This window comes from Actinocorallia longicatena (assembly GCF_039534125.1).
Lineage (GTDB): Bacteria > Actinomycetota > Actinomycetes > Streptosporangiales > Streptosporangiaceae > Actinocorallia > Actinocorallia longicatena.
On sequence record NZ_BAAAUV010000013.1, the window covers coordinates 142,685 to 159,987 of the forward strand.

18 protein-coding genes and 1 tRNA gene are annotated in these 17,303 nt (G+C 66.8%); 1 reads left to right on the forward strand and 18 read right to left on the reverse strand.

Annotation, left to right across the window (positions count from 1 at the left end):
• Positions 1–4: 4 nt before the first annotated feature.
• The 17 genes from ABD785_RS24965 to ABD785_RS25045 all read right to left on the reverse strand — a co-directional run bounded on the left by ABD785_RS24965 (position 5) and on the right by ABD785_RS25045 (position 15,245).
• The gene (locus ABD785_RS24965; RefSeq protein WP_344832629.1) at positions 5–1,381 is read right to left on the reverse strand and encodes an MCE family protein; all 1,377 of its coding nucleotides are present in this window, start codon (positions 1,379–1,381) and stop codon (positions 5–7) included.
• Entirely contained in the window at positions 1,378–2,571 is a 1,194-nt protein-coding gene (locus ABD785_RS24970) for an MCE family protein (RefSeq protein ID WP_344832632.1), read from the reverse strand. Before ABD785_RS24970 ends, ABD785_RS24965 begins: the two co-directional genes overlap by 4 nt.
• Positions 2,568–3,815 (reverse strand): MCE family protein, encoded by a 1,248-nt coding sequence (locus ABD785_RS24975; RefSeq protein WP_344832635.1) that lies wholly within the window; start codon positions 3,813–3,815, stop codon positions 2,568–2,570. Before ABD785_RS24975 ends, ABD785_RS24970 begins: the two co-directional genes overlap by 4 nt.
• An 8-nt stretch (positions 3,816–3,823) precedes the next feature.
• Positions 3,824–4,852 (reverse strand): MCE family protein, encoded by a 1,029-nt coding sequence (locus tag ABD785_RS24980; protein WP_344832637.1) that lies wholly within the window; start codon positions 4,850–4,852, stop codon positions 3,824–3,826.
• Complete coding sequence (locus ABD785_RS24985) at positions 4,849–5,895, reverse strand: MCE family protein (RefSeq protein WP_344832640.1); 1,047 nt, start codon at positions 5,893–5,895, stop codon at positions 4,849–4,851. The genes ABD785_RS24980 and ABD785_RS24985 overlap by 4 nt, the downstream gene beginning before the upstream one ends.
• Positions 5,892–7,163 carry an MCE family protein gene (locus tag ABD785_RS24990; RefSeq protein ID WP_344832643.1) on the reverse strand — a complete coding sequence of 424 codons (1,272 nt, stop codon included), beginning with the start codon at positions 7,161–7,163 and terminating at the stop codon, positions 5,892–5,894. Before ABD785_RS24990 ends, ABD785_RS24985 begins: the two co-directional genes overlap by 4 nt.
• A gap of 4 nt (positions 7,164–7,167) precedes the next feature.
• Positions 7,168–7,986: an MlaE family ABC transporter permease gene (locus ABD785_RS24995; protein WP_344832646.1), complete on the reverse strand. Its 819-nt coding sequence runs from the start codon at positions 7,984–7,986 to the stop codon at positions 7,168–7,170.
• Positions 7,986–8,684: an MlaE family ABC transporter permease gene (locus ABD785_RS25000; protein WP_344832649.1), complete on the reverse strand. Its 699-nt coding sequence runs from the start codon at positions 8,682–8,684 to the stop codon at positions 7,986–7,988. Before ABD785_RS25000 ends, ABD785_RS24995 begins: the two co-directional genes overlap by 1 nt.
• A 119-nt stretch (positions 8,685–8,803) precedes the next feature.
• Positions 8,804–9,817 carry an ABC transporter ATP-binding protein gene (locus ABD785_RS25005; RefSeq protein ID WP_344832652.1) on the reverse strand — a complete coding sequence of 338 codons (1,014 nt, stop codon included), beginning with the start codon at positions 9,815–9,817 and terminating at the stop codon, positions 8,804–8,806.
• Between the two features lie 423 nt (positions 9,818–10,240).
• Positions 10,241–10,624, reverse strand: coding sequence for a 50S ribosomal protein L7/L12 (gene rplL / locus ABD785_RS25010; protein ID WP_344832654.1), 384 nt, complete (start codon positions 10,622–10,624; stop codon positions 10,241–10,243).
• A 65-nt stretch (positions 10,625–10,689) separates the two neighbouring features.
• The gene (gene rplJ, locus ABD785_RS25015) at positions 10,690–11,253 is read right to left on the reverse strand and encodes a 50S ribosomal protein L10 (protein ID WP_344832657.1); all 564 of its coding nucleotides are present in this window, start codon (positions 11,251–11,253) and stop codon (positions 10,690–10,692) included.
• Positions 11,254–11,528: 275 nt separating this feature from the next.
• Entirely contained in the window at positions 11,529–12,335 is an 807-nt protein-coding gene (locus ABD785_RS25020; RefSeq protein ID WP_344832658.1) for an SCO4651 family lipoprotein, read from the reverse strand.
• 185 nt (positions 12,336–12,520) lie between these two features.
• Entirely contained in the window at positions 12,521–13,237 is a 717-nt protein-coding gene (gene rplA / locus ABD785_RS25025; protein WP_344832661.1) for a 50S ribosomal protein L1, read from the reverse strand.
• An 89-nt stretch (positions 13,238–13,326) separates the two neighbouring features.
• Positions 13,327–13,758, reverse strand: a complete 432-nt coding sequence (gene rplK / locus ABD785_RS25030; RefSeq protein ID WP_344832664.1) for a 50S ribosomal protein L11 — start codon at positions 13,756–13,758, stop codon at positions 13,327–13,329.
• Between the two features lie 159 nt (positions 13,759–13,917).
• A complete protein-coding gene (gene nusG, locus ABD785_RS25035) occupies positions 13,918–14,751 on the reverse strand; it encodes a transcription termination/antitermination protein NusG (protein ID WP_425547817.1) in 834 nt (277 codons plus the stop codon).
• Between the two features lie 76 nt (positions 14,752–14,827).
• Positions 14,828–15,070: a preprotein translocase subunit SecE gene (gene secE, locus ABD785_RS25040; protein WP_344832666.1), complete on the reverse strand. Its 243-nt coding sequence runs from the start codon at positions 15,068–15,070 to the stop codon at positions 14,828–14,830.
• Positions 15,071–15,172: 102 nt separating this feature from the next.
• Positions 15,173–15,245, reverse strand: a tRNA-Trp gene (locus ABD785_RS25045).
• A gap of 275 nt (positions 15,246–15,520) precedes the next feature.
• Between ABD785_RS25045 and ABD785_RS25050 the strand changes: the two genes are divergently transcribed.
• Positions 15,521–16,546 carry an adenosine deaminase gene (locus ABD785_RS25050; protein WP_344832668.1) on the forward strand — a complete coding sequence of 342 codons (1,026 nt, stop codon included), beginning with the start codon at positions 15,521–15,523 and terminating at the stop codon, positions 16,544–16,546.
• Positions 16,547–16,574: 28 nt separating this feature from the next.
• On the opposite strand, the gene ABD785_RS25055 is transcribed toward ABD785_RS25050, so the two are convergent.
• Entirely contained in the window at positions 16,575–17,258 is a 684-nt protein-coding gene (locus ABD785_RS25055) for a GntR family transcriptional regulator (RefSeq protein ID WP_344832671.1), read from the reverse strand.
• Between the last annotated feature and the right edge of the window lie 45 nt (positions 17,259–17,303).

The following is a 17,303-nucleotide window of genomic DNA, read 5'->3' on the forward strand; positions in this document are numbered from 1 at the left end:
CCCCTCACGACAGCGGGCCCAGCAGCAGCCACTTCCACGATTCATCCCCCAAGAGGCTCTTCTGACCGCCGGTGGAACCGACGACGTACGTCTTTCCGTCCGGTCCGACGTACTTTCCGGTCGTCGGATCGTAGCTGGTCACATACACCGAATCGGACGTTTGCGTCTGATAGGCGTCTTCGTCCTTGTTGTTCTTCACTTCACGTGCGAGCGACGCGGCGGGGGGCTCACCTGCGCCGTCGAGCGCGCCCACGGGCAGCACGGGCGCCGGATGCGCCTTCGGGGCGTTCCGGGAACCGCGCACCGCGATGTTCTTGTCGGGGTCCTTGCAGCCGATGTCGAGGCGTGCCGGGGTCTCCTGGGTGAACTGCGGCCAGCGCTTCTTGGTCTTCTCGTACCCCTTGGTGCAGGGAGCCGGAGAGTCGCCGTTGAGAACGAGGCCCATGTGCTGGTAGCCGTCGCCGGGCAGGATCGTCGGACCGCCGCCGAGGGCCGCGGGGAACAGCAGCAGGAGGGTCCGCAGACCGTCCTCCTGCATCGACAGGACCTGGCCGGTGGTCGTGAGGTTGGCCAGGAGCACCGGCAGGTCGGGCGACAGCTTGTACATCAGCGAGTCGGCCTGGTCCGTGGCGGGCACGGTGGCGTCGATGTCCTTGCGGATCGAGCCGTCGTCCTGGCGGATCTGGTCGCTCAGCGACGCGAGCTGACGGGCGAAGTTCTGGATCGCCGAGCCCTTGTCCCGCTGGGTGTTCAGGACCGTCTTGCCGTGGTCCAGCAGGTCGGCCGTCGTGTCGTAGTTGTCGTCCATCTCCTTGATGAGATCGCTGCCGTTGTCGAGGATCGACTGGAGGTCGGCGCCGGTGCCCTTGAAGGCCTTGTCGAGCTCGTCGACGATGGTCTTCAGGTTCTTCGGGTCGACCGAGGCGACGGTCTTGTCGAGGTTGACCAGCAGCTCGGAGGTCTTGACCGGGATCCGGGTGTCGGTCGCGGGGATCGTGTAGGTCCCCCCGTCCGACAGGAACGGGCCGCTGGTCGAGCGCGGCTGAAGGTCGATGTACTGCTCGCCGACCGCGGACCGGTTGGCGACGACGGCGACGGTGTCACGCGGGATCTTGTGCTTGCGCTTGAGCTCCAGCTTGATCCGCACACCGTCGCTGGTCAGGGCGATGGGTCCGACCCGGCCGACCGTGACGCCGCGGTAGGTCACCTCGGAATTGGTGAACGCGCCGCCCGAGTCGGGCAGCTCCACGTAGGCGACGTAGGTCGTGTTGAGGACGGTCTGGCCGACGCCGATGTAGCGGTAGGCCGTGTAGGTGACGCCCAGCACGGTGATGATGAGGAACACCAGGAGCTGGATCTTGACGCCGCGTTTGAGGATCACGACGTGCCTCCCAGCAGAGCGTCGAGCGAGGTGTCGGGCATTCCGATGGTCGGCAGGACCGAGCCGCCGGGCCCCGGGGTGTCACCGAGGTCGATCACGCCGGGCGGCTGCTGCGTGAGCGAGGTGCCGGGCGGGGTGATCAGGTTCCGCAGCGCGTCGGCCTGCTTCTGGAGCGACCTGGCGAGCGACTTGTCCTGGGACGTACCGGTGAGCAGGTTGTGCATGATCTCGTTCATGTCGAGCGAGACCGTCATGTTCATGTTCGCGAAGTCACCGCGGACGGTGTTGGCGAAGGTGTCGGGGAAGGGGAAGGTCAGCAGGTTGCCGATGTTCTTCGGCACCAGGTCGCCCGACTTGTTGATGTTCTTCAGGATCGGCTGGAGATCCTTGAGGTTCGCCAGGAAGTCCTTCTTCGACCGCTTGATCGTGGAGGACGTCACGTCGCTGAACTTCGAGAGGCCCACCAGCATCTTGGTCAGGTCGGCGCGGTTGTCGCGCAGGATCCTGACGGCCGGCTCGGTCTTCTCGATGGTGTCGGCGATCGTGCCCTTCTCCTCCTCGAGCTTGACCATCAGCCGGTCGATCTTGTCGAGGGCGTCGGTGATGACGATCTTCTGCCGGTCCAGGACGGTCACGAACGTGTCGACCCGGTTCAGCACCGACTTGATGGTCTCCTCGCGGCCGGACATCGCCGCGTTGAGCTCCTTCGTGATCGTCGAGATCTGCTCGATGCCGCCACCGTTCAGCAGCATCGACAGGGCCGACAGGACCTCTTCGACCTCGGTGTTCTGGGTCGTCGAGGTGATCGGGATGAGGTCGCCGTCGGAGAGCTGACCGGAACCGCCGGTCGCCGGGCCCTTCAGCGCGACGAACTTCTCACCGAGCAGCGAGGTCTGGGCGATGGTCGCGGTCGCGTTGTCGGGGAGCCTGACGTTCCCGTTCAGCTTGATCCGGACATCGGCCTTCCAGCCGTTCAGCTTGATGTCCTCGATCCGCCCGACGGAGACGTCGTCGACCTTGACGGTCGCCTGCGGCACGAGGTCCAGCACGTTCACGAACTCGATGTGCACCTCGTAGGGGTGCGAGCCGAGGTCGGGCCCGCCGGGCAGCGGGATCGACGACACTCCGTCGAACCCGCAGCCGGAGGCGGCCAGCACCCCGGCGACGGCGAGGGCGAGGGTTCTTCTCACTGTCCTCCTCCGTCCGGAAGCAGACCACCGAGGGTCTTGTCGGGCTTGTCCTCGCCGGCGACCTTCTTGTTCTTGCCGCCGCCCTTGCAGGCGGCCGGCTTGCGCTTGTCGCCGGGGCCGTAGGCGTCGCACGGCACGGGGTGCGGGTTGTACGTGGTCGTCAGCGCGGTGATCCACGACAGGTCGAACTTCAGGTCGAAGCCGAGACCGCCGGAGAGCGGAGCGAGGCTCTTCAGGCACTCCTTCGGCGGGGTGCCGAGGGAGTAGGCCAGCGAGCAGATCCAGTCGGCCGGGTTCTTGAACTGCAGGAAGTCGGTGCGGGTGTGCAGCGTGCCCGAGATCGGGTCGTAGGCGCGCGCCATGTTGGCGATGCCCAGCGGCGCGGTGTTGAGGAACTCACCGAACGCCTTCTTCTGCTTCACCAGCACCGCCGTCGCGGACGCCAGGTCGCTGACGCTCTTGGAGATGCTGCCCTTGTTGTCCTTGACGAACCGGGTGACGTTCTGGAGCGTCGGGCCGAGGATCTTCAGCGCGGCGCTGAGCTCGTCCTTCTCGCCGTTGAGCTGGGTGGTGACGGCCGAGAGGCTGTCGGTGAAGCGGCGGACGTCGTCGTCGTTGGCGGCCAGGACCTCGGTGAGCTGCTCGAGGTTCTTCAGCGAGGCCGTGATGTCCTCGCGGTTGTCCGACAGGGTCGCCAGGACGTCGGCGGAGTCGCCGATGGTCTTGCGCAGGTCGTCGCCGGTGCCGTCGAGGTTGGCGGCGCCGACCTCGAGGAACCGCGACAGGGCGCCGTCCTTGTTGGCTCCGTCCGGGCCGAGGGCCTTGTTGAGGTCGTTGAGGCTCTGGGAGACCTCGTCGACCTCGACCGGCACCGCGGTGCGCTTGACGTCGATGGTGGCCCGGTCCTGGAGGACCGCCCCCCCGGTGTAGACCGGGGTGAGCTGGACGAACCGGTCCGACACCAGCGACTGGGCGACGATGACGGCCTGGGCGTCGGCGGGGACCTTGCGCCGCGACTCGTAGTGCATCTCGACCCGGACGGCCGTTCCCGCCGGGTGGATGCTGTCGACCTTGCCGACGGGGATCCCGAGGATCCGGACGTCGGCGCCGGGGTAGAGGCCGACGGTGTTGGTGAAATAGGCGGTGAGCCGGTGCTGGGGGGCGCTCGGCCACAGCAGCACGACGGCTGCCACGGCCATCACGACCACCAGGAGCGGCACCGCGAGGCGGAGGAGAGTTCGCATGGCGGGCCTCACGGGAGCAACGGGAGCGGGTCGTCGGCGGACTTCTTGGTCTTCTTGTCCTTGGAGGGCGATCCGATGCTCGCGGGGATCGGGATGAAGTTCTGGATGTAGCTGTCGAACCAGCGGCCGCTGCCGGTCGCGTCGGTGAACTGCCTGCCGTAGACCGCCATGAGCTGGAGGTCGCGGTCGAGGTTGTCCTTGTTCTTCAGCAGGACCGCCGCGACCTTCTGCAGGTTCTTCAGCAGCGGCTTGAGCTCGTCCTCGTTCTCGTCGATGACGGCGTTGATCTGCTGGGAGACCGCGTAGGTGTTCAGCAGGAGCTGGTGGATGACCGCCCGCCGGTTCTGGACGGCCTGGAGGATCTGGTCACCGCGCTCGACGACCTTCACGAAGTCGTCCTTGCGCTCGGCCAGCACCCCCGTGACGTCCTTGGCCCGGGTGATGAGCTGGGCGAGCTCGTCGTCACGGGAGGAGATGGTCTTCGACAGCCGCTGGAGGCCCTTCAGCGAGGCCTTGATCTCGTCCGGGGAGTTCTTGAACGTCTCCGACATCGTGTCGAAGGCGGTCGCGAGCGCCTTGTCGTCGATCTTCGAGATGTTCTTCGACAGATCGGCGATGGCCGGGACGACCTCGTAGGGCGTGGTGGTCCGCGAGCGCGGGATCGCCACGGACGGCCGCTGCTTCTCCGGGCCGCGCGGGTCGAGCGCCAGGTAGTGCGAGCCCAGCAGGGTCTTGATCTTGATCTCGACCCGGGTCGCGTTGCCGACCGGCACACCGTCGTCGACCTTGAAGTCGACCCGCACGTGGTCGCCTTCGAGGTCGAGCTTGGTGACCCGGCCGACCTTGACGCCCGCGATCCGGACCTCCTCACCGTCGCGCAGGCCCGCCGCCTCGGCGAACTCCGCGTGGTAGGTGGTGCCGCCCGTGACCAGCGGGATGTTGTCGATGTTCAGGGCCACCGTGATGCCGAGGGCGATCGAGGCGAGCGAGACCAGGCCCAGAACCGTGGGGTTCTTCTCTCTGAACGGGACCCTCACTGCTTGCACCTCGCGTTGTCGTTCACGATCTTCGGCGTGAAGTAGGCCGGCGCTCCGGGGAGGACGATGCGGGCGTCCATGCTGCAGAGGTAGTAGTTGAACCAGGACCCGTAGGAGGTCGTCCGGTTCAGCTTCTCCAGCCGGTCCCGCATGTTCTTGAAGGTCTTGTCCAGGGTGTCGTCGTTGTCGGCGAGGGTGCGGGTCAGCGCGTTCAGGCCCTCGATGTCGGTCTGGATCGACGGACGGGCCTTGGCGAGCAGATCGGCGGTGACGCCGGTCAGGGAGTTCAGCGACGACAGCGAGTCGAAGATCGCCTTGCGGTCGTCCGCGACGCCCGACACGAAGCCCTGGAGCTCCTTGAGCAGGGCGTTCGTCTGGTCGGTCCGGTCGGAGATCGTGCCGAGGACCTCACTGAGGTTGGTGATGACCCGGCCGATCACCGCGTCCCGGTCCGCCAGCGTGTTCGTCAGCGACGCCACATGGGTGAGCAGCGAGTTGATCGTGCCGCCCTCGCCCTGGAGCACCTTGACGATCTCGAAGGACAGCTTGTTGACGTCCTCGGGGTTCAGCGCCTGGAACAGCGGCCGGAAGCCGTTGAACAGGGCGGTGAGGTCGAGGGCGGGCTCGGTCTGCTCGACCGGGATCGTGCCGTTGCGCGGCAGCTTCACCCCGGAGGTGCCGGGACCCTCGGTCAGCGACAGGTACCGCTGTCCGATGAGGTTGCGGTAGCGGACCTGGGCCAGTGTCGAGGACGGCACCCCGCCGACGAACGGCCCGGTCTTCTCGATGGAGAAGTGGACCTCGGCGAGGGTGCCCTTGTACAGCTTGATGTCGTTGATCTGGCCGATCCGGACGCCCGCGACCCGCACCTCGTCGCCCTTGAGCAGACCCGACGAGTCGCTGAACAGCGCCTTGTAGTCGGTGCTCGGGCCGAAGCGGTGGTTGGCGATCGTCACGGCGAGGATGCCGGTGATCACGGAGGTGAAGGCGACGAACGCCGTCAGCTTGATCCCGTCGACGAAGGTGCGGCGGTTCTCGCTCACTGGACGTTCACCACCGTTCCGTTCGCCAGCGGACCGAACAGCAGGGTCACGAAGTCGGGCACGTCAGCGGCTTCCATGTTCAGGGTGGGGGCGACGACGGCCTTGACCACGTCGTTCTCCGTCTGACCGGCGCCGGGCGTCACGAAGAGGCTGGACATCGAGCGGTTCTTCTTCCACCAGATGTCGTCCTCGGTGCCGTCCAGGGCGAGCCAGTCGTCGAACGGGACCTTCGGGTTGGGCAGTCCGTAGCAGCGGGGGTTGCGGAAGTCCTTCGCCTCGGGCACGTCGAGCGGGTACTTGTAGCCCGGCCGCGGCTTGACGATCTCGATCCACAGGTTGCTGCTGGGCCGCTTGCCGCCGCCGACGGCCTCGTTGTTGTTCTTGCTCAGCTTGTCCAGGCCCGTCATGACGCACGGGAAGGACGGCGAGTACCTGGCCAGCACCGACATCGGGGACCTGAGCGAGATGTTCAGGCCGACGATCTTCGGGGAGTTCTGGTTCATGAACCGGGTGCCGTGGTCGGCGACGCGGGTCACGGCCGGGATGAGCTCCTCGATCGCGGCCTGCTTGTCCACGATGGTCGTGCTCGTGACGTTGATGTTCCGCAGGGCCCGCATGAGGTCGGGGGTCGCTGCGGAGTAGACGTCGGAGACGTCGCCCGCGGCCTTCAGGTCGTACAGGAAGGTCTTCAGCTTCGGGTTGACCTTGGCGAGCAGCGAGTCGAGCTGCTCCGCCGTCCGGCCGAGCTTCTCGCCACGGCCGTCGAGGGCGGTGGCGACCGCGTTCAGCGTCTGGTTCAGCTTCGCCGGCTCGACCGCCTTCAGCAGCGGCATGATGTCGTTGAGCACCTGGTCGATCTCGACCGAGACCGCCGTCTTGTCCTGCGTCAGCACCGACCCGTTCTTGATCGGGGCGGCGGGCTGCGCGGGCGCGGACAGATCGATGTACTTCTCACCGAACAGCGTCTTGGGCAGCAGCCTGCCGGTCGCGTTCGACGGGATGAACTTCGCCTTGTCCTTCTGGATCGCCAGCTCCATCACGGCGCCCTCGGGGGCCTGCTCGATCGAGCGGACCTCCCCGACGATCAGGCCGCGGATCTTCACGTCACTGTGCTCGAGGAGCTGCAGACCGGCCCTGTCGGCGGTGTACTTGATCTTCACCGTGTCGCTGAAGGCGCGGTTGTAGAACGCGATGCACAGCACGACGAGCAGCACGCACGCCAGGAGGAACGACACTCCCAGCACGCGGTTACGGATCTTCTCTGGCATCTCGCTATCCCGCCACTCTGACACTGGTGGTCGCGCCCCAGATGGCGATGCCGAGCATCAGGTCCAGGACGTTGACGGCCACGATGGAGGTCCGCACCGCCCGCCCCACGGCCACGCCGACGCCGGCGGGACCACCGGAGGCGTGGAAGCCGTAGTAGCAGTGGATCAGCATGACGATCACCGCGAAGACGATCACCTTGCCGAACGACCAGAGGATGTCGTAGGGCGACAGGAACAGATTGAAGTAGTGGTCGTAGGTGCCGCCGGACTGGCCGAAGAAGAACGTCACCATGAACCGGGTCGCGACGTAGGAGGCCAGCAGGCCGATCACGTACAGCGGGATGACCGCGATCATGCCCGCCACCAGGCGGGTCGAGACGAGGAACGGCAGCGACGGGACGGCCATGACCTCGAGGGCGTCGATCTCGTCCGAGATCCGCATCGCGCCGAGCTGGGCGGTGAAGCCGCAGCCGACCGTCGCGGACAGCGCCAGCGCGCTCACCAGGGGTGCGAGCTCACGGGTGTTGAAGTAGGAGGAGATGAAGCCGGTGAAGGCCTCCGAACCGATCTGGTTCAGGGCCTGGTAGCCCTGGATCCCGACCTCGGTACCGGTGAAGAACGTCATGAAGCCGACGATCGCGGCGGAACCGCCGACGACCGCGAGCCCGCCCGAACCGAGGGACACCTCGGCCAGCAGCCGCAGCACCTCGGTCCGGTAGCGGGTCATCGCCCGGAAGAACCAGGCGAACGCTCGGACGTAGAACGAGAGCTGGCGGCCCAGGTCGTCGAGGCTGTCGACGGGCTTCTTGTAGATGGGCGCCATCACATGCCCTTCGCGGGGAAGAACTGGGAGTACAGGACCGTGACCAGGAAGTTCTCAAGGAACAGCAGCATGAAGGTGATGACGACGGTCTGGTTCACCGCGTCGCCCACGCCCTTCGGGCCGCCCTTGGCGTTCAGGCCCTTGTAGGCGGCGACCAGCCCGGCCGTCAGGCCGAACAGGAACGCCTTGAACTCCGCCTGGTAGAGGTCGGGGAGCTGCGCCATCCCGCTGAAGCTCGACAGGTAGGCGCCGGGGGTGCCGCCCTGCAGCATGACGTTGAAGACGTAACCGCCGACGATGCCGACCACCGACACCAGGCCGTTCAGGAACAGCCCGATGAAGGCGCACGCCAGCATCCGGGGGACGACCAGGCGGTGCAGGGGGTTGATCCCCAGCACCTCCATGGCGTCGATCTCCTCGCGGATCTTCCGCGCGCCGATGTCGGCGCACATCGCGCTGCCCGCCGCACCGGCGATGAGCAGCGCGCTGACGATCGGAGACGCTTCCCGGACGATCGCGACGACACTCGTCGCGCCGATGTAGGACTGCGCTCCGAGCTGCCGGATGAGGCCGCCCATCTGGAGGGAGAGGACGGCCCCGAACGGAATGGCCACCAGCGTGGTCGGGACCACCGTCACACCGACGATGAACCAGGCCTGCTGAATGAACTCACGCCACTGGAATGGCCACTTGAACATGGCCCTGAACACATCGAGACACAGACCGAAGAAGCGGCCGGGTTCCTTGACCAGGATGTTGACCGCACCATCGGCGACGGGGCGCAAGCGGCTCGAACTCGCGCCGGGTCGTGCCGTTGTCATTTCCGGACGCCTCCGGCGGCCGCGTTGACCGAAGCGACATAGCGGGGCCACTCGTCGACCCAGTTGCGACCCAGGTCGTCCACGAAGGAGCCGGGGGGCGGGGCGACGCCGTGCGCGCGCAGCCAGGAACCGGGCGCGTGCTGGGTGGGCCTGATGAGCCCGCTCGACGGCATGAGCTGCGGCGGGATGGGGGGAAGCTTGCCGGGGTCGTTACCGGCGGCGGCCTCGGCCTCGAGCTCGCTGACGTCCTTCTCCTCGGACATGCCGATGGGGCCGACGCGGCGGGCGTTGAGGAACTGGCGGACCACGGGCTCCTCGGACGACAGCAGCATCTCGCGCTGGCCGAACATGATCAGCTCGCGGCGGAACAGCAGGCCGATGTTGTCCGGGACGGTGCGCGCGGTGTTGATGTCGTGCGTGACGATGAGGAACGTCGCGCCGATCTGGGCGTTGAGGTCGACGATGAGCTGGTTCAGGTACGCGGTGCGGACCGGGTCCAGGCCGGAGTCCGGCTCGTCGAACAGGATGATCTCGGGGTCGAGCACCAGGGCACGGGCGAGGCCGGCGCGCTTGCGCATACCGCCGGAGATCTCGCCGGGGAGCTTGCCCTCCGCCCCGAGCAGGCCGACCATGTCCATCTTCTCCATGACGATCCGCTTGACCTCGGACTCGTTCTTCTTCGTGTGCTCACGAAGCGGGAAGGCGATGTTGTCGAACAGGCTCATCGATCCGAAGAGGGCGCCGTCCTGGAACAGGACGCCGAACAGCTTGCGGGTCTCGTAGAGGAGGCTCTCCGGCAGCTGGGGAAGGTTGCGGTCACCGATCCACACATTGCCGCGGTCGGGCTTGAGCAGGCCGACGAGCGTCTTCAGGAAGACGGACTTACCCGTTCCCGAAGGGCCGAGGAGAACGCTGATCTCTCCTGACGGGATGGTCAGGGAGACGTCCTCCCAAATGGTCTGACGGCCGAAGCGTTTGGTTAGTCCTTCGACCCTGATTTCGACGCCCACTCGTCACCTCTCGTCCAGCCGGGGGGGAATTCCGGATCTCATGAGCGAGTAGAAGCTCTACGTCACTCAGCGCGTCGGCTTCGTGACTACCGGCCAGTAACCACCGGCCGGGTCTCACTAACTTAGTGGCCTTTTCGCAAAAAGGAAGAGCCTGAGACCAAGTAGTGGGCACAAAAGCGACGCCGTAAGGCAATCGTTACTTACGTCACGGGAGAGCCTACTGGGACGAGGATCCGCAGCTCAAGGCGGGGACCAGGGCGAACCTGACCCACCACAAAGATCGAAAGTTGACTTGTCAGTGAGATGACAAAAACCCCCTCTCGTTATGTGACGGAGGGGGAAATGCGAACGGCCGGTCACCCCGGGTGGGGTGACCGGCCGTTCAGCAGACCAGCTCCGGTTCGTTACCGAACCGAGAGGTGACTACTTGACCGAGACGGTGGCGCCGGCGGCCTCGAGAGCGGCCTTGGCCTTCTCGGCGGCTTCCTTGTTGACCTTCTCCAGGAGCGGCTTGGGAGCGCCGTCGACCAGGTCCTTGGCCTCCTTGAGGCCCAGGGAGGTCAGGGTACGGACTTCCTTGATGACCTGGATCTTCTTGTCGCCGGCGGCCTCGAGGATGACGTCGAACTCGTCCTTCTCCTCGGGGGCCTCAGCGACGGCGCCGGGGCCCGCAGGGCCCGCGATGGCGACCGGAGCGGCGGCCTTGACGTCGAAGGTCTCCTCGAAGAGCTTCACGAACTCGGAGAGCTCGAGAAGGGTCATCTCCTTGAAGGTGTCCAGCAGCTCTTCGGTGCTGAGCTTCGCCATGATGTGTTCCTCCAGAACAGGCTTGCTTACTTAAAGTCTTACGACCACGGGGTGGGGCGTACGGCCTATTCGGCCGCAGCCTCCTCGGTGACGACCTCGGCGGCAGCGTCCCCGCCCTCGGCGCGCTTGGCGCGGAGAGCCTCGGAGAGCTGGGCCATCTGCGTCGGCAGAGCGTTGAACAGCGCCGCGGCGTTGCCCATCGACGCCTTCATCGCACCCGCGAGCTTCGCGAGAAGGATCTCGCGCGACTCCAGGTCGGCCAGCTTGGTGATCTCGTCCGCGTTCATCGGCTTGCCGTCGATGAACCCGCCCTTGATCACGAGCTTCGGGTTCGCCTTCGCGAAATCACGCAGGCCCTTGGCGGCCTCGACCACATCGCCCTTGACGAACGCGATGGCGGAGGGACCGGCGAGAAGCTCGTCCAGTCCCGAAACGCCCGCGTCCTTCGCGGCGATCTTGGTCAGCGTGTTCTTCACGACGGCGAACTTCGCCGTGTCACCGAGGCCGCGACGCAGTTCCTTGAGCTGCGCCACGGTGAGCCCGCGGTACTCGGTCAGGACAGCGCCGTTGGAGCTCTCGAATTCACTCTTGAGCTCGGCGACTGTCGCGCCCTTGTCCGCCCTCGCCATGGGACTCCTTCCAGTTTTCACGCCGATCACGAAGCCCCTGGAACACACAAAACGCCCCGGCGCAGGGCGCACGGGACGTCACAAGGTTCTCACTTGATCTTCCAGTATCACCATGCGCGGGCCGTCCTGAGAGTCTCAGGACCTTCGGCTGCCCATGCGGGCAACGACCGGCGGTCTTCGGCACTGGCCAGACTACGTGAGGAAGGGAGTGCGTGCCAACTCGGGACGGCCGGCACGCACTCCGGAGATCCGTTCTTCCTCGGAACCCGCGGGTCCTACGGGAACTTGAGGTCCCCGACCTGGTCGGCGGGCGGGGCCGTGACCGAGACCTTCTTGCCGTAGTCGCGGAACAGGACCGTCACGTCGTAGACCTTGCCCTCGCTGCTGGTGGCCTTCGCGGCGACCTTGCGCGGGAGCTGGTCCTTGTCGGCCCAGAAGTCGAAGGTCAGGGCCTCGGCGCCCTTGGCCATCCCCTCGACCTTGCCCTGGAGCTCGGGGTCCCAGTTCTTGAGCGCCGTCTTCAGGTCGACGGTGCCCGCGTAGTGCGTGGTCTGGACGCCGTCGATCTTCTCGGTGCCGACCTTCTTGACGTCGGTGGACTCCGCGACGATCTTCGCCAGGTCGGCGGGGTTGGCCTGGGTGACCTGCTTGAGCATGTCGCCCGGGTTGAAGCCGACCTTGTCGCCGACGGTGCCGAGGTTGACCTTGACCCACGGCTTGGAGCCGCCGGTCAGGCTGTTGAGGTTCTTGTTGGACACGTAGACGTCCTGGCCGAGCAGGATCAGCCGGGTGCCGCCGGTGCCGACGTTGAAGCCGGCGAGCGAGATCTGGTCGAGCTCCACCGAGAACGCGGGGGCGGGCTTGATCTGGAACGAGCCCGTGCCGTGCACGGTGGCGCCGCCGCCGACCGTCAGCTCGGCCGAGAAGGACTCGACGTTCGCGGTCTTGCCCGCGGAGGCGTTCAGGGCCTCGTGCGCGCTCAGGTTGACCGTCTTGGGGGATTCGGTGGGCGACCCGCACGCGGTGAGGGCCAGGGCGAGGGCGGAACCGGCCACTACGCCGGTGGCGAGCTTCTTCATCATGGGTAAGAGTCTGCTCTCTCTCTTATGGTGCTCACATCCCCCGCCGGAACCAACCGGGGGATTCCCTGTCAGACCTCAGACGTAGGGGCTGCGCCCTCTGACGGCTCCGCCCCGGACGAGACGAGAGCCCCGCACGAAGCTCGTGCGGGGCTCTCGCTCGCTGGTACTGACGCGATCGGCGCGGTTTACGCCTCGTCGATCTCGGCGGTCAGCGCGCGGGTGACGGCCGGGTCGACCGGGATGGCCGGGGCCATGGTCGAGGTGATCGTCACCTTCTTGATGTACCGGCCCTTCGCCGCGGACGGCTTGAGACGGAGGATCTCCTCCAGCGCGGCGGCGTAGTTCTCGACCAGCTGACGCTCGTCGAAGGACGCCTTGCCGATGATGAAGTGAAGGTTCGCGTGACGGTCCACGCGGAACTCGATCTTGCCGCCCTTGATGTCGGACACGGCCTTGGCCACGTCCATCGTCACGGTGCCGGTCTTCGGGTTCGGCATGAGACCACGCGGGCCGAGGACGCGGCCGAGACGACCGACCTTGCCCATCATGTCCGGGGTCGCCACGACCGAGTCGAAGTCCAGCATGCCGCCGGCGATCTGCTCGATGAGGTCGTCGGAGCCGACGATGTCGGCGCCGGCCTCACGGGCCTCGTCGGCCTTGGCGCCACCGGCGATGACGGCCACGCGGGCGGTCTTGCCGGTGCCGTGGGGCAGGTTCACGGTGCCACGGACCATCTGGTCGGCCTTACGCGGGTCGACACCCAGGCGGGTGTTGACCTCGACGGTCGGGTCGAACTTGGTGACCGTGGTCTCCTTCGCGAGACGAACGGCGGCGAGCGGCGTGTACAGCTCGTCCTTGTTGATCTTCTCGGAGGCGTTCCGGTAACCCTTGCTGCGCTTCATGCTGCTCCCCTTTCACGGGAGTTCGTGGCTTAGCGGACCGCGCGGGCCCTACCACTGGGTGGAACGCGGGAGCGGAGCTCCCGCGGGTGCTACTTGACCTCGATGCCCATGGAACGGGCGGTACCGGCGATGATCTTCGCGGCGGCCTCGATGTCGTTGGCGTTCAGGTCCTTCATCTTGAACTCGGCGATCTCGCGGACCTGGGCGCCGGTGATGGAGCCGACCTTGGTCTTGAGCGGGTTCGAGGAGCCCTTGTCGATCCCGGCGGCCTTGAGGATCATCTTCGGCGCCGGCGGGGTCTTCGTGGCGAAGGTGAAGGAGCGGTCTTCGTAGATCGTGATCTCGACCGGGATCACGTTGCCACGCTGGGACTCGGTAGCAGCGTTGTACTGCTTGCAGAAGTCCATGATGTTGACACCGTGCGGACCGAGAGCGGTACCGACCGGAGGAGCGGGGGTCGCGGCACCGGCGTTGAGCTGGACCTTGACGACCGCGGAGATCTTCTTCTTCTTCGGAGGCATGACGCCGTCCCTTCGTTCCGTGAACTGTGGCTCCGACTCCTGAAGAGACAGGCAACATCGATGGCCGGAACGTGAGCCTGGATGTTGGAGCCCGGTATAAAGCCCCCGCCGTCAAAGACGGCAGGGGCCGAGATGTGAGAAGTCTACCCGAGGGCGGACTCAGATCTTGCTGACCTGGTTGAACGAGAGCTCGACCGGGGTCTCGCGGCCGAAGATCGAAACCAGCACCTTGAGCTTCTGGGTGTCGAGGTTGATCTCGTTGACCGTGGCGGGAAGCGTGGCGAACGGGCCGTCCATGACGGTGACGGACTCGCCGACCTCGAAGTCGACCGTGGCGGCGACCTTCGCGGCGGTGGCGGCCTTGGCGGCCGGGGTCTGCTCGGCGGGCTCGGGGGCCAGCAGCTTGGCGACCTCGTCCAGGCTCAGCGGGGACGGCTTGTTCGACAGGCCGACGAAGCCGGTGACGCCCGGGGTGTTCCGGACGGCGCCCCAGGACTCGTCGGTCAGCTCCATGCGGACGAGGATGTAGCCCGGGAGGACCTTCTCGTTGACCTTCTGGCGCTTGCCGTTCTTGATCTCGGTGACCTCCTGCTGGGGCACCTCGATCTGGAAGATGAAGTCCTCCATGTTGAGGGTCGTGGTCCGGGTCTCGATGTTCGACTTGACCCGGTTCTCGTAGCCCGCGTAGGAGTGGATCACGTACCAGTCGCCGGGCTGCATACGCAGCTCGCGCTTGAACTCCTCGAAGGGGTCGCCGACCGGCTCGGCCTCGACGGCGTCCTCGTCGTCGGCGTCCTCGGCGTCTCCGGCTTCGGCGGCCTCGTCGCCGGACTCAGCGGCCTCGACGGCGTCGGAGTCCTCGGAGACGGTCTCGGCGGCCTCGTCGTCGATGCGCTCGAGGTCCTCGATCTGCTCGTCGACCGGCGCGTCCGCCACCTCTTCCGACAGCGGCTCCTGCGGGAGCTCGTCGTGGAACTGCGATGACTCGGACACGGCAGTGACTCTCTCTCTGTCTGGAGGACCATCAGCCAACCGGCTGTGGTGGAACGGTAACGCGCTCAGCCTCAGGCTAACCGAAGAGCGCGAGAATACCCTTCGTGAGGCCCCAGTCGAACAGAGACACAATACCGATCATGACCAGGACGAAGACCATGGAAATGACGGTGTAGTTGATCAGTTCCTTGCGCGTCGGCCAGATGACCTTGCGCAGTTCGCCGACGACCTGCCGGATGAAGAGGATCGGGCTGGTGCGCTTGCGCTTGGCAGGCTTGCCCTTGTCCTCGGTCGCGGCGTCGCGAGTCTCAGTCGCCATCTTCACCCTCGCTCGGATATCGGTTTCGATCTTCCGACACGGCGATGCGCCGCGCCCGCGTCCACTGTATGCGTGGTCCCGTGGAAACGAGACGCTGCTCCGCAGGGCAAGAGGGACTCGAACCCCCAACCGCCGGTTTTGGAGACCGGTGCTCTACCAATTGAGCCATTGCCCTTCATCAGCAAGGCGCACCACCGAGGCGGTGCACTCCGCTGGACCGAAAGCATACGTGCCCGACGCCCGTACGTCGAACCGGATCGCATCCGCGCTTCCGGTACAGAACGGCCGGACCGCGGCCGGAGCCGCCCGTCCGCACTTCGCCGTCCTCGCCTTCGCACGAGGATCCCAACGGCCGGACCCCGCTGGCGGTTCCCGGCGGCTCTAGTTCTTCTGGGTGGTTGTTCGCGCTGGTCGGCGTGTTCGACGACGATGATCGGGCAGGATTGGGCGATGGAGCTACGTCCGGTTTCGCGCCTGCCGAAAGCCCATCTGCACCTGCACTTCACGGGGTCGATGCGGCACAGCACACTGGTTGATCTCGCCCAGAAGTACCGCATGCACCTGCCCGGTGCGCTCGTGGACGAATGGCCGCCCACGCTGAAGGCGACGGACGAGCGCGGGTGGTTCCGTTTCCAGCGGCTTTACGACATCGCCCGCTCGGTGCTGCGTGAACCCGACGATCTGCGGCGGCTGGTCAGGGAGACCGCGGAGGACGAGGCGTCCGAGGGGTCGGGCTGGCTGGAGATCCAGGTGGATCCGTCCGGGTACGCCTCCCGGTTCGGCGGGCTGACGCCGACCGTCGAGCTGGTGCTGGACGCCGTCCACGACGCCTCCCGCAAGACGGGCGTCGGCATCGGTGTGATCATCGCGGCGAACCGGACCCGGCACCCCCTGGACGCCAAGATCCTCGCCAGGCTGGCCGTGCAGTACCGGGACCGGGGCGTGGTGGGGTTCGGGCTGTCCAACGACGAGCGTCGCGGCCGTCCCTACGAGTTCGAGGGGGCGTTCCGGATCGCCAAGCGCGGCGGCCTGCTGTCGACGCCGCACGGCGGGGAGCTGCAGGGCCCCGAGTCGGTGCGGCCCTGCCTCGACCTGCTGCGGGCCGACCGGATCGGGCACGGCGTGCGGTCGGTCGAGGATCCACGGCTTGTGGACAGGATCGCGGCGAGCGGCGTCACGCTGGAGGTGTGCCCGGCCTCGAACGTCTCGCTGGGCGTGGTCGACGACGCCGCGGACGTCCCGGTGCGGCGGCTGTTCGAGGCGGGGGTGCGGATGGCGCTCGGCGCGGACGACCCGCTGCTGTTCGGCTCGCGGCTGGGCCGCCAGTACGAGATCGCCCGCACCGAGCACGGATTCACCGACGCCGAGCTGGCGGAGCTGGCCCGCGGCTCGGTCACCGGCTCGGCCGCCCCCTCCGACGTGCAGAAGAAGCTCCTCGAGGGCATCGACGCCTGGCTCGCGGCGCCCGTGCCGTAGTCCGTCCTCAGGCCGTCCCTGGGCCGTCCTAGTTCCAGAGGCCCTGGCGTTCGAGGTGGGCGAGGAGCAGGTCGCCCGCCTGGAGGACGTGCGTGCGGGTCGCGGTGGCGGCCTCCTGGGGGTCGCCCTCGCGGAAGGCGTGGATGATCTCGGTGTGGCCCCGGACCGAGGCCTCGGCCCAGCCGGGGATGCGGGCGTAGAAGCCGCTGGGGAAGTAGCGGGTGACGGCGCCGAGCACCCAGGCGAGCTTCCGGGACGCGCTCGTGGCGTGGACGACGTGGTGGAACCGGTCGTTGTGGTCCTCGACGAGGTCGAAGTCGCCCGCCGCGACCGCGCCGACCATCAGGGCGTGGATCTCCTCGAGCTCGGCCAGGAGGCTGGGCGTCAGCTGCCGGCAGGCGCGCGAGGCCAGCTCCTGGCTGATCACCGCCTGCACCCAGAACAGGTCGTTGATGTCCTGCCGGGACAGCTCGGCCACCACGAAGCCGCGGCGCGGCTCGAGTTCGACGAAGCCCTCACTGCGCAGCGACTGGAGCGCCTCGCGCACCGGAGTGACGCTGATACCGAATTCCGCGGCCAGCCGTTCGAGGCGTAGGAATTGTCCGGGCCGGACCTGCCCGTACATGATTCGTTCACGAATTCGGGCCGCTACCTCGTCGCTGAGCTGGGGTCGGAGCCCCAGCTGGCGTGACCGTGGAATCATCAGACCCATAACCGCCCCATCGCGCCGCGTCCATCCATATTGCGCGCTCGCCGC

Coding starts and splice junctions, on each gene's coding strand:
- ABD785_RS24975 (WP_344832635.1), bottom strand. CDS start 3,815: ATGCGAACTCTCCTCCGCCTCGCGGTGCCGCTCCTGGTGGTCGTGATG.
- ABD785_RS24990 (WP_344832643.1), bottom strand. CDS start 7,163: ATGCCAGAGAAGATCCGTAACCGCGTGCTGGGAGTGTCGTTCCTCCTG.
- ABD785_RS24995 (WP_344832646.1), bottom strand. CDS start 7,986: ATGGCGCCCATCTACAAGAAGCCCGTCGACAGCCTCGACGACCTGGGC.
- ABD785_RS25000 (WP_344832649.1), bottom strand. CDS start 8,684: ATGTTCAAGTGGCCATTCCAGTGGCGTGAGTTCATTCAGCAGGCCTGG.
- rplL (WP_344832654.1), bottom strand. CDS start 10,624: ATGGCGAAGCTCAGCACCGAAGAGCTGCTGGACACCTTCAAGGAGATG.
- rplJ (WP_344832657.1), bottom strand. CDS start 11,253: ATGGCGAGGGCGGACAAGGGCGCGACAGTCGCCGAGCTCAAGAGTGAA.
- ABD785_RS25020 (WP_344832658.1), bottom strand. CDS start 12,335: ATGATGAAGAAGCTCGCCACCGGCGTAGTGGCCGGTTCCGCCCTCGCC.
- rplA (WP_344832661.1), bottom strand. CDS start 13,237: ATGAAGCGCAGCAAGGGTTACCGGAACGCCTCCGAGAAGATCAACAAG.
- rplK (WP_344832664.1), bottom strand. CDS start 13,758: ATGCCTCCGAAGAAGAAGAAGATCTCCGCGGTCGTCAAGGTCCAGCTC.
- secE (WP_344832666.1), bottom strand. CDS start 15,070: ATGGCGACTGAGACTCGCGACGCCGCGACCGAGGACAAGGGCAAGCCT.
- ABD785_RS25050 (WP_344832668.1), top strand. CDS start 15,521: ATGGAGCTACGTCCGGTTTCGCGCCTGCCGAAAGCCCATCTGCACCTG.
- ABD785_RS25055 (WP_344832671.1), bottom strand. CDS start 17,258: ATGGGTCTGATGATTCCACGGTCACGCCAGCTGGGGCTCCGACCCCAG.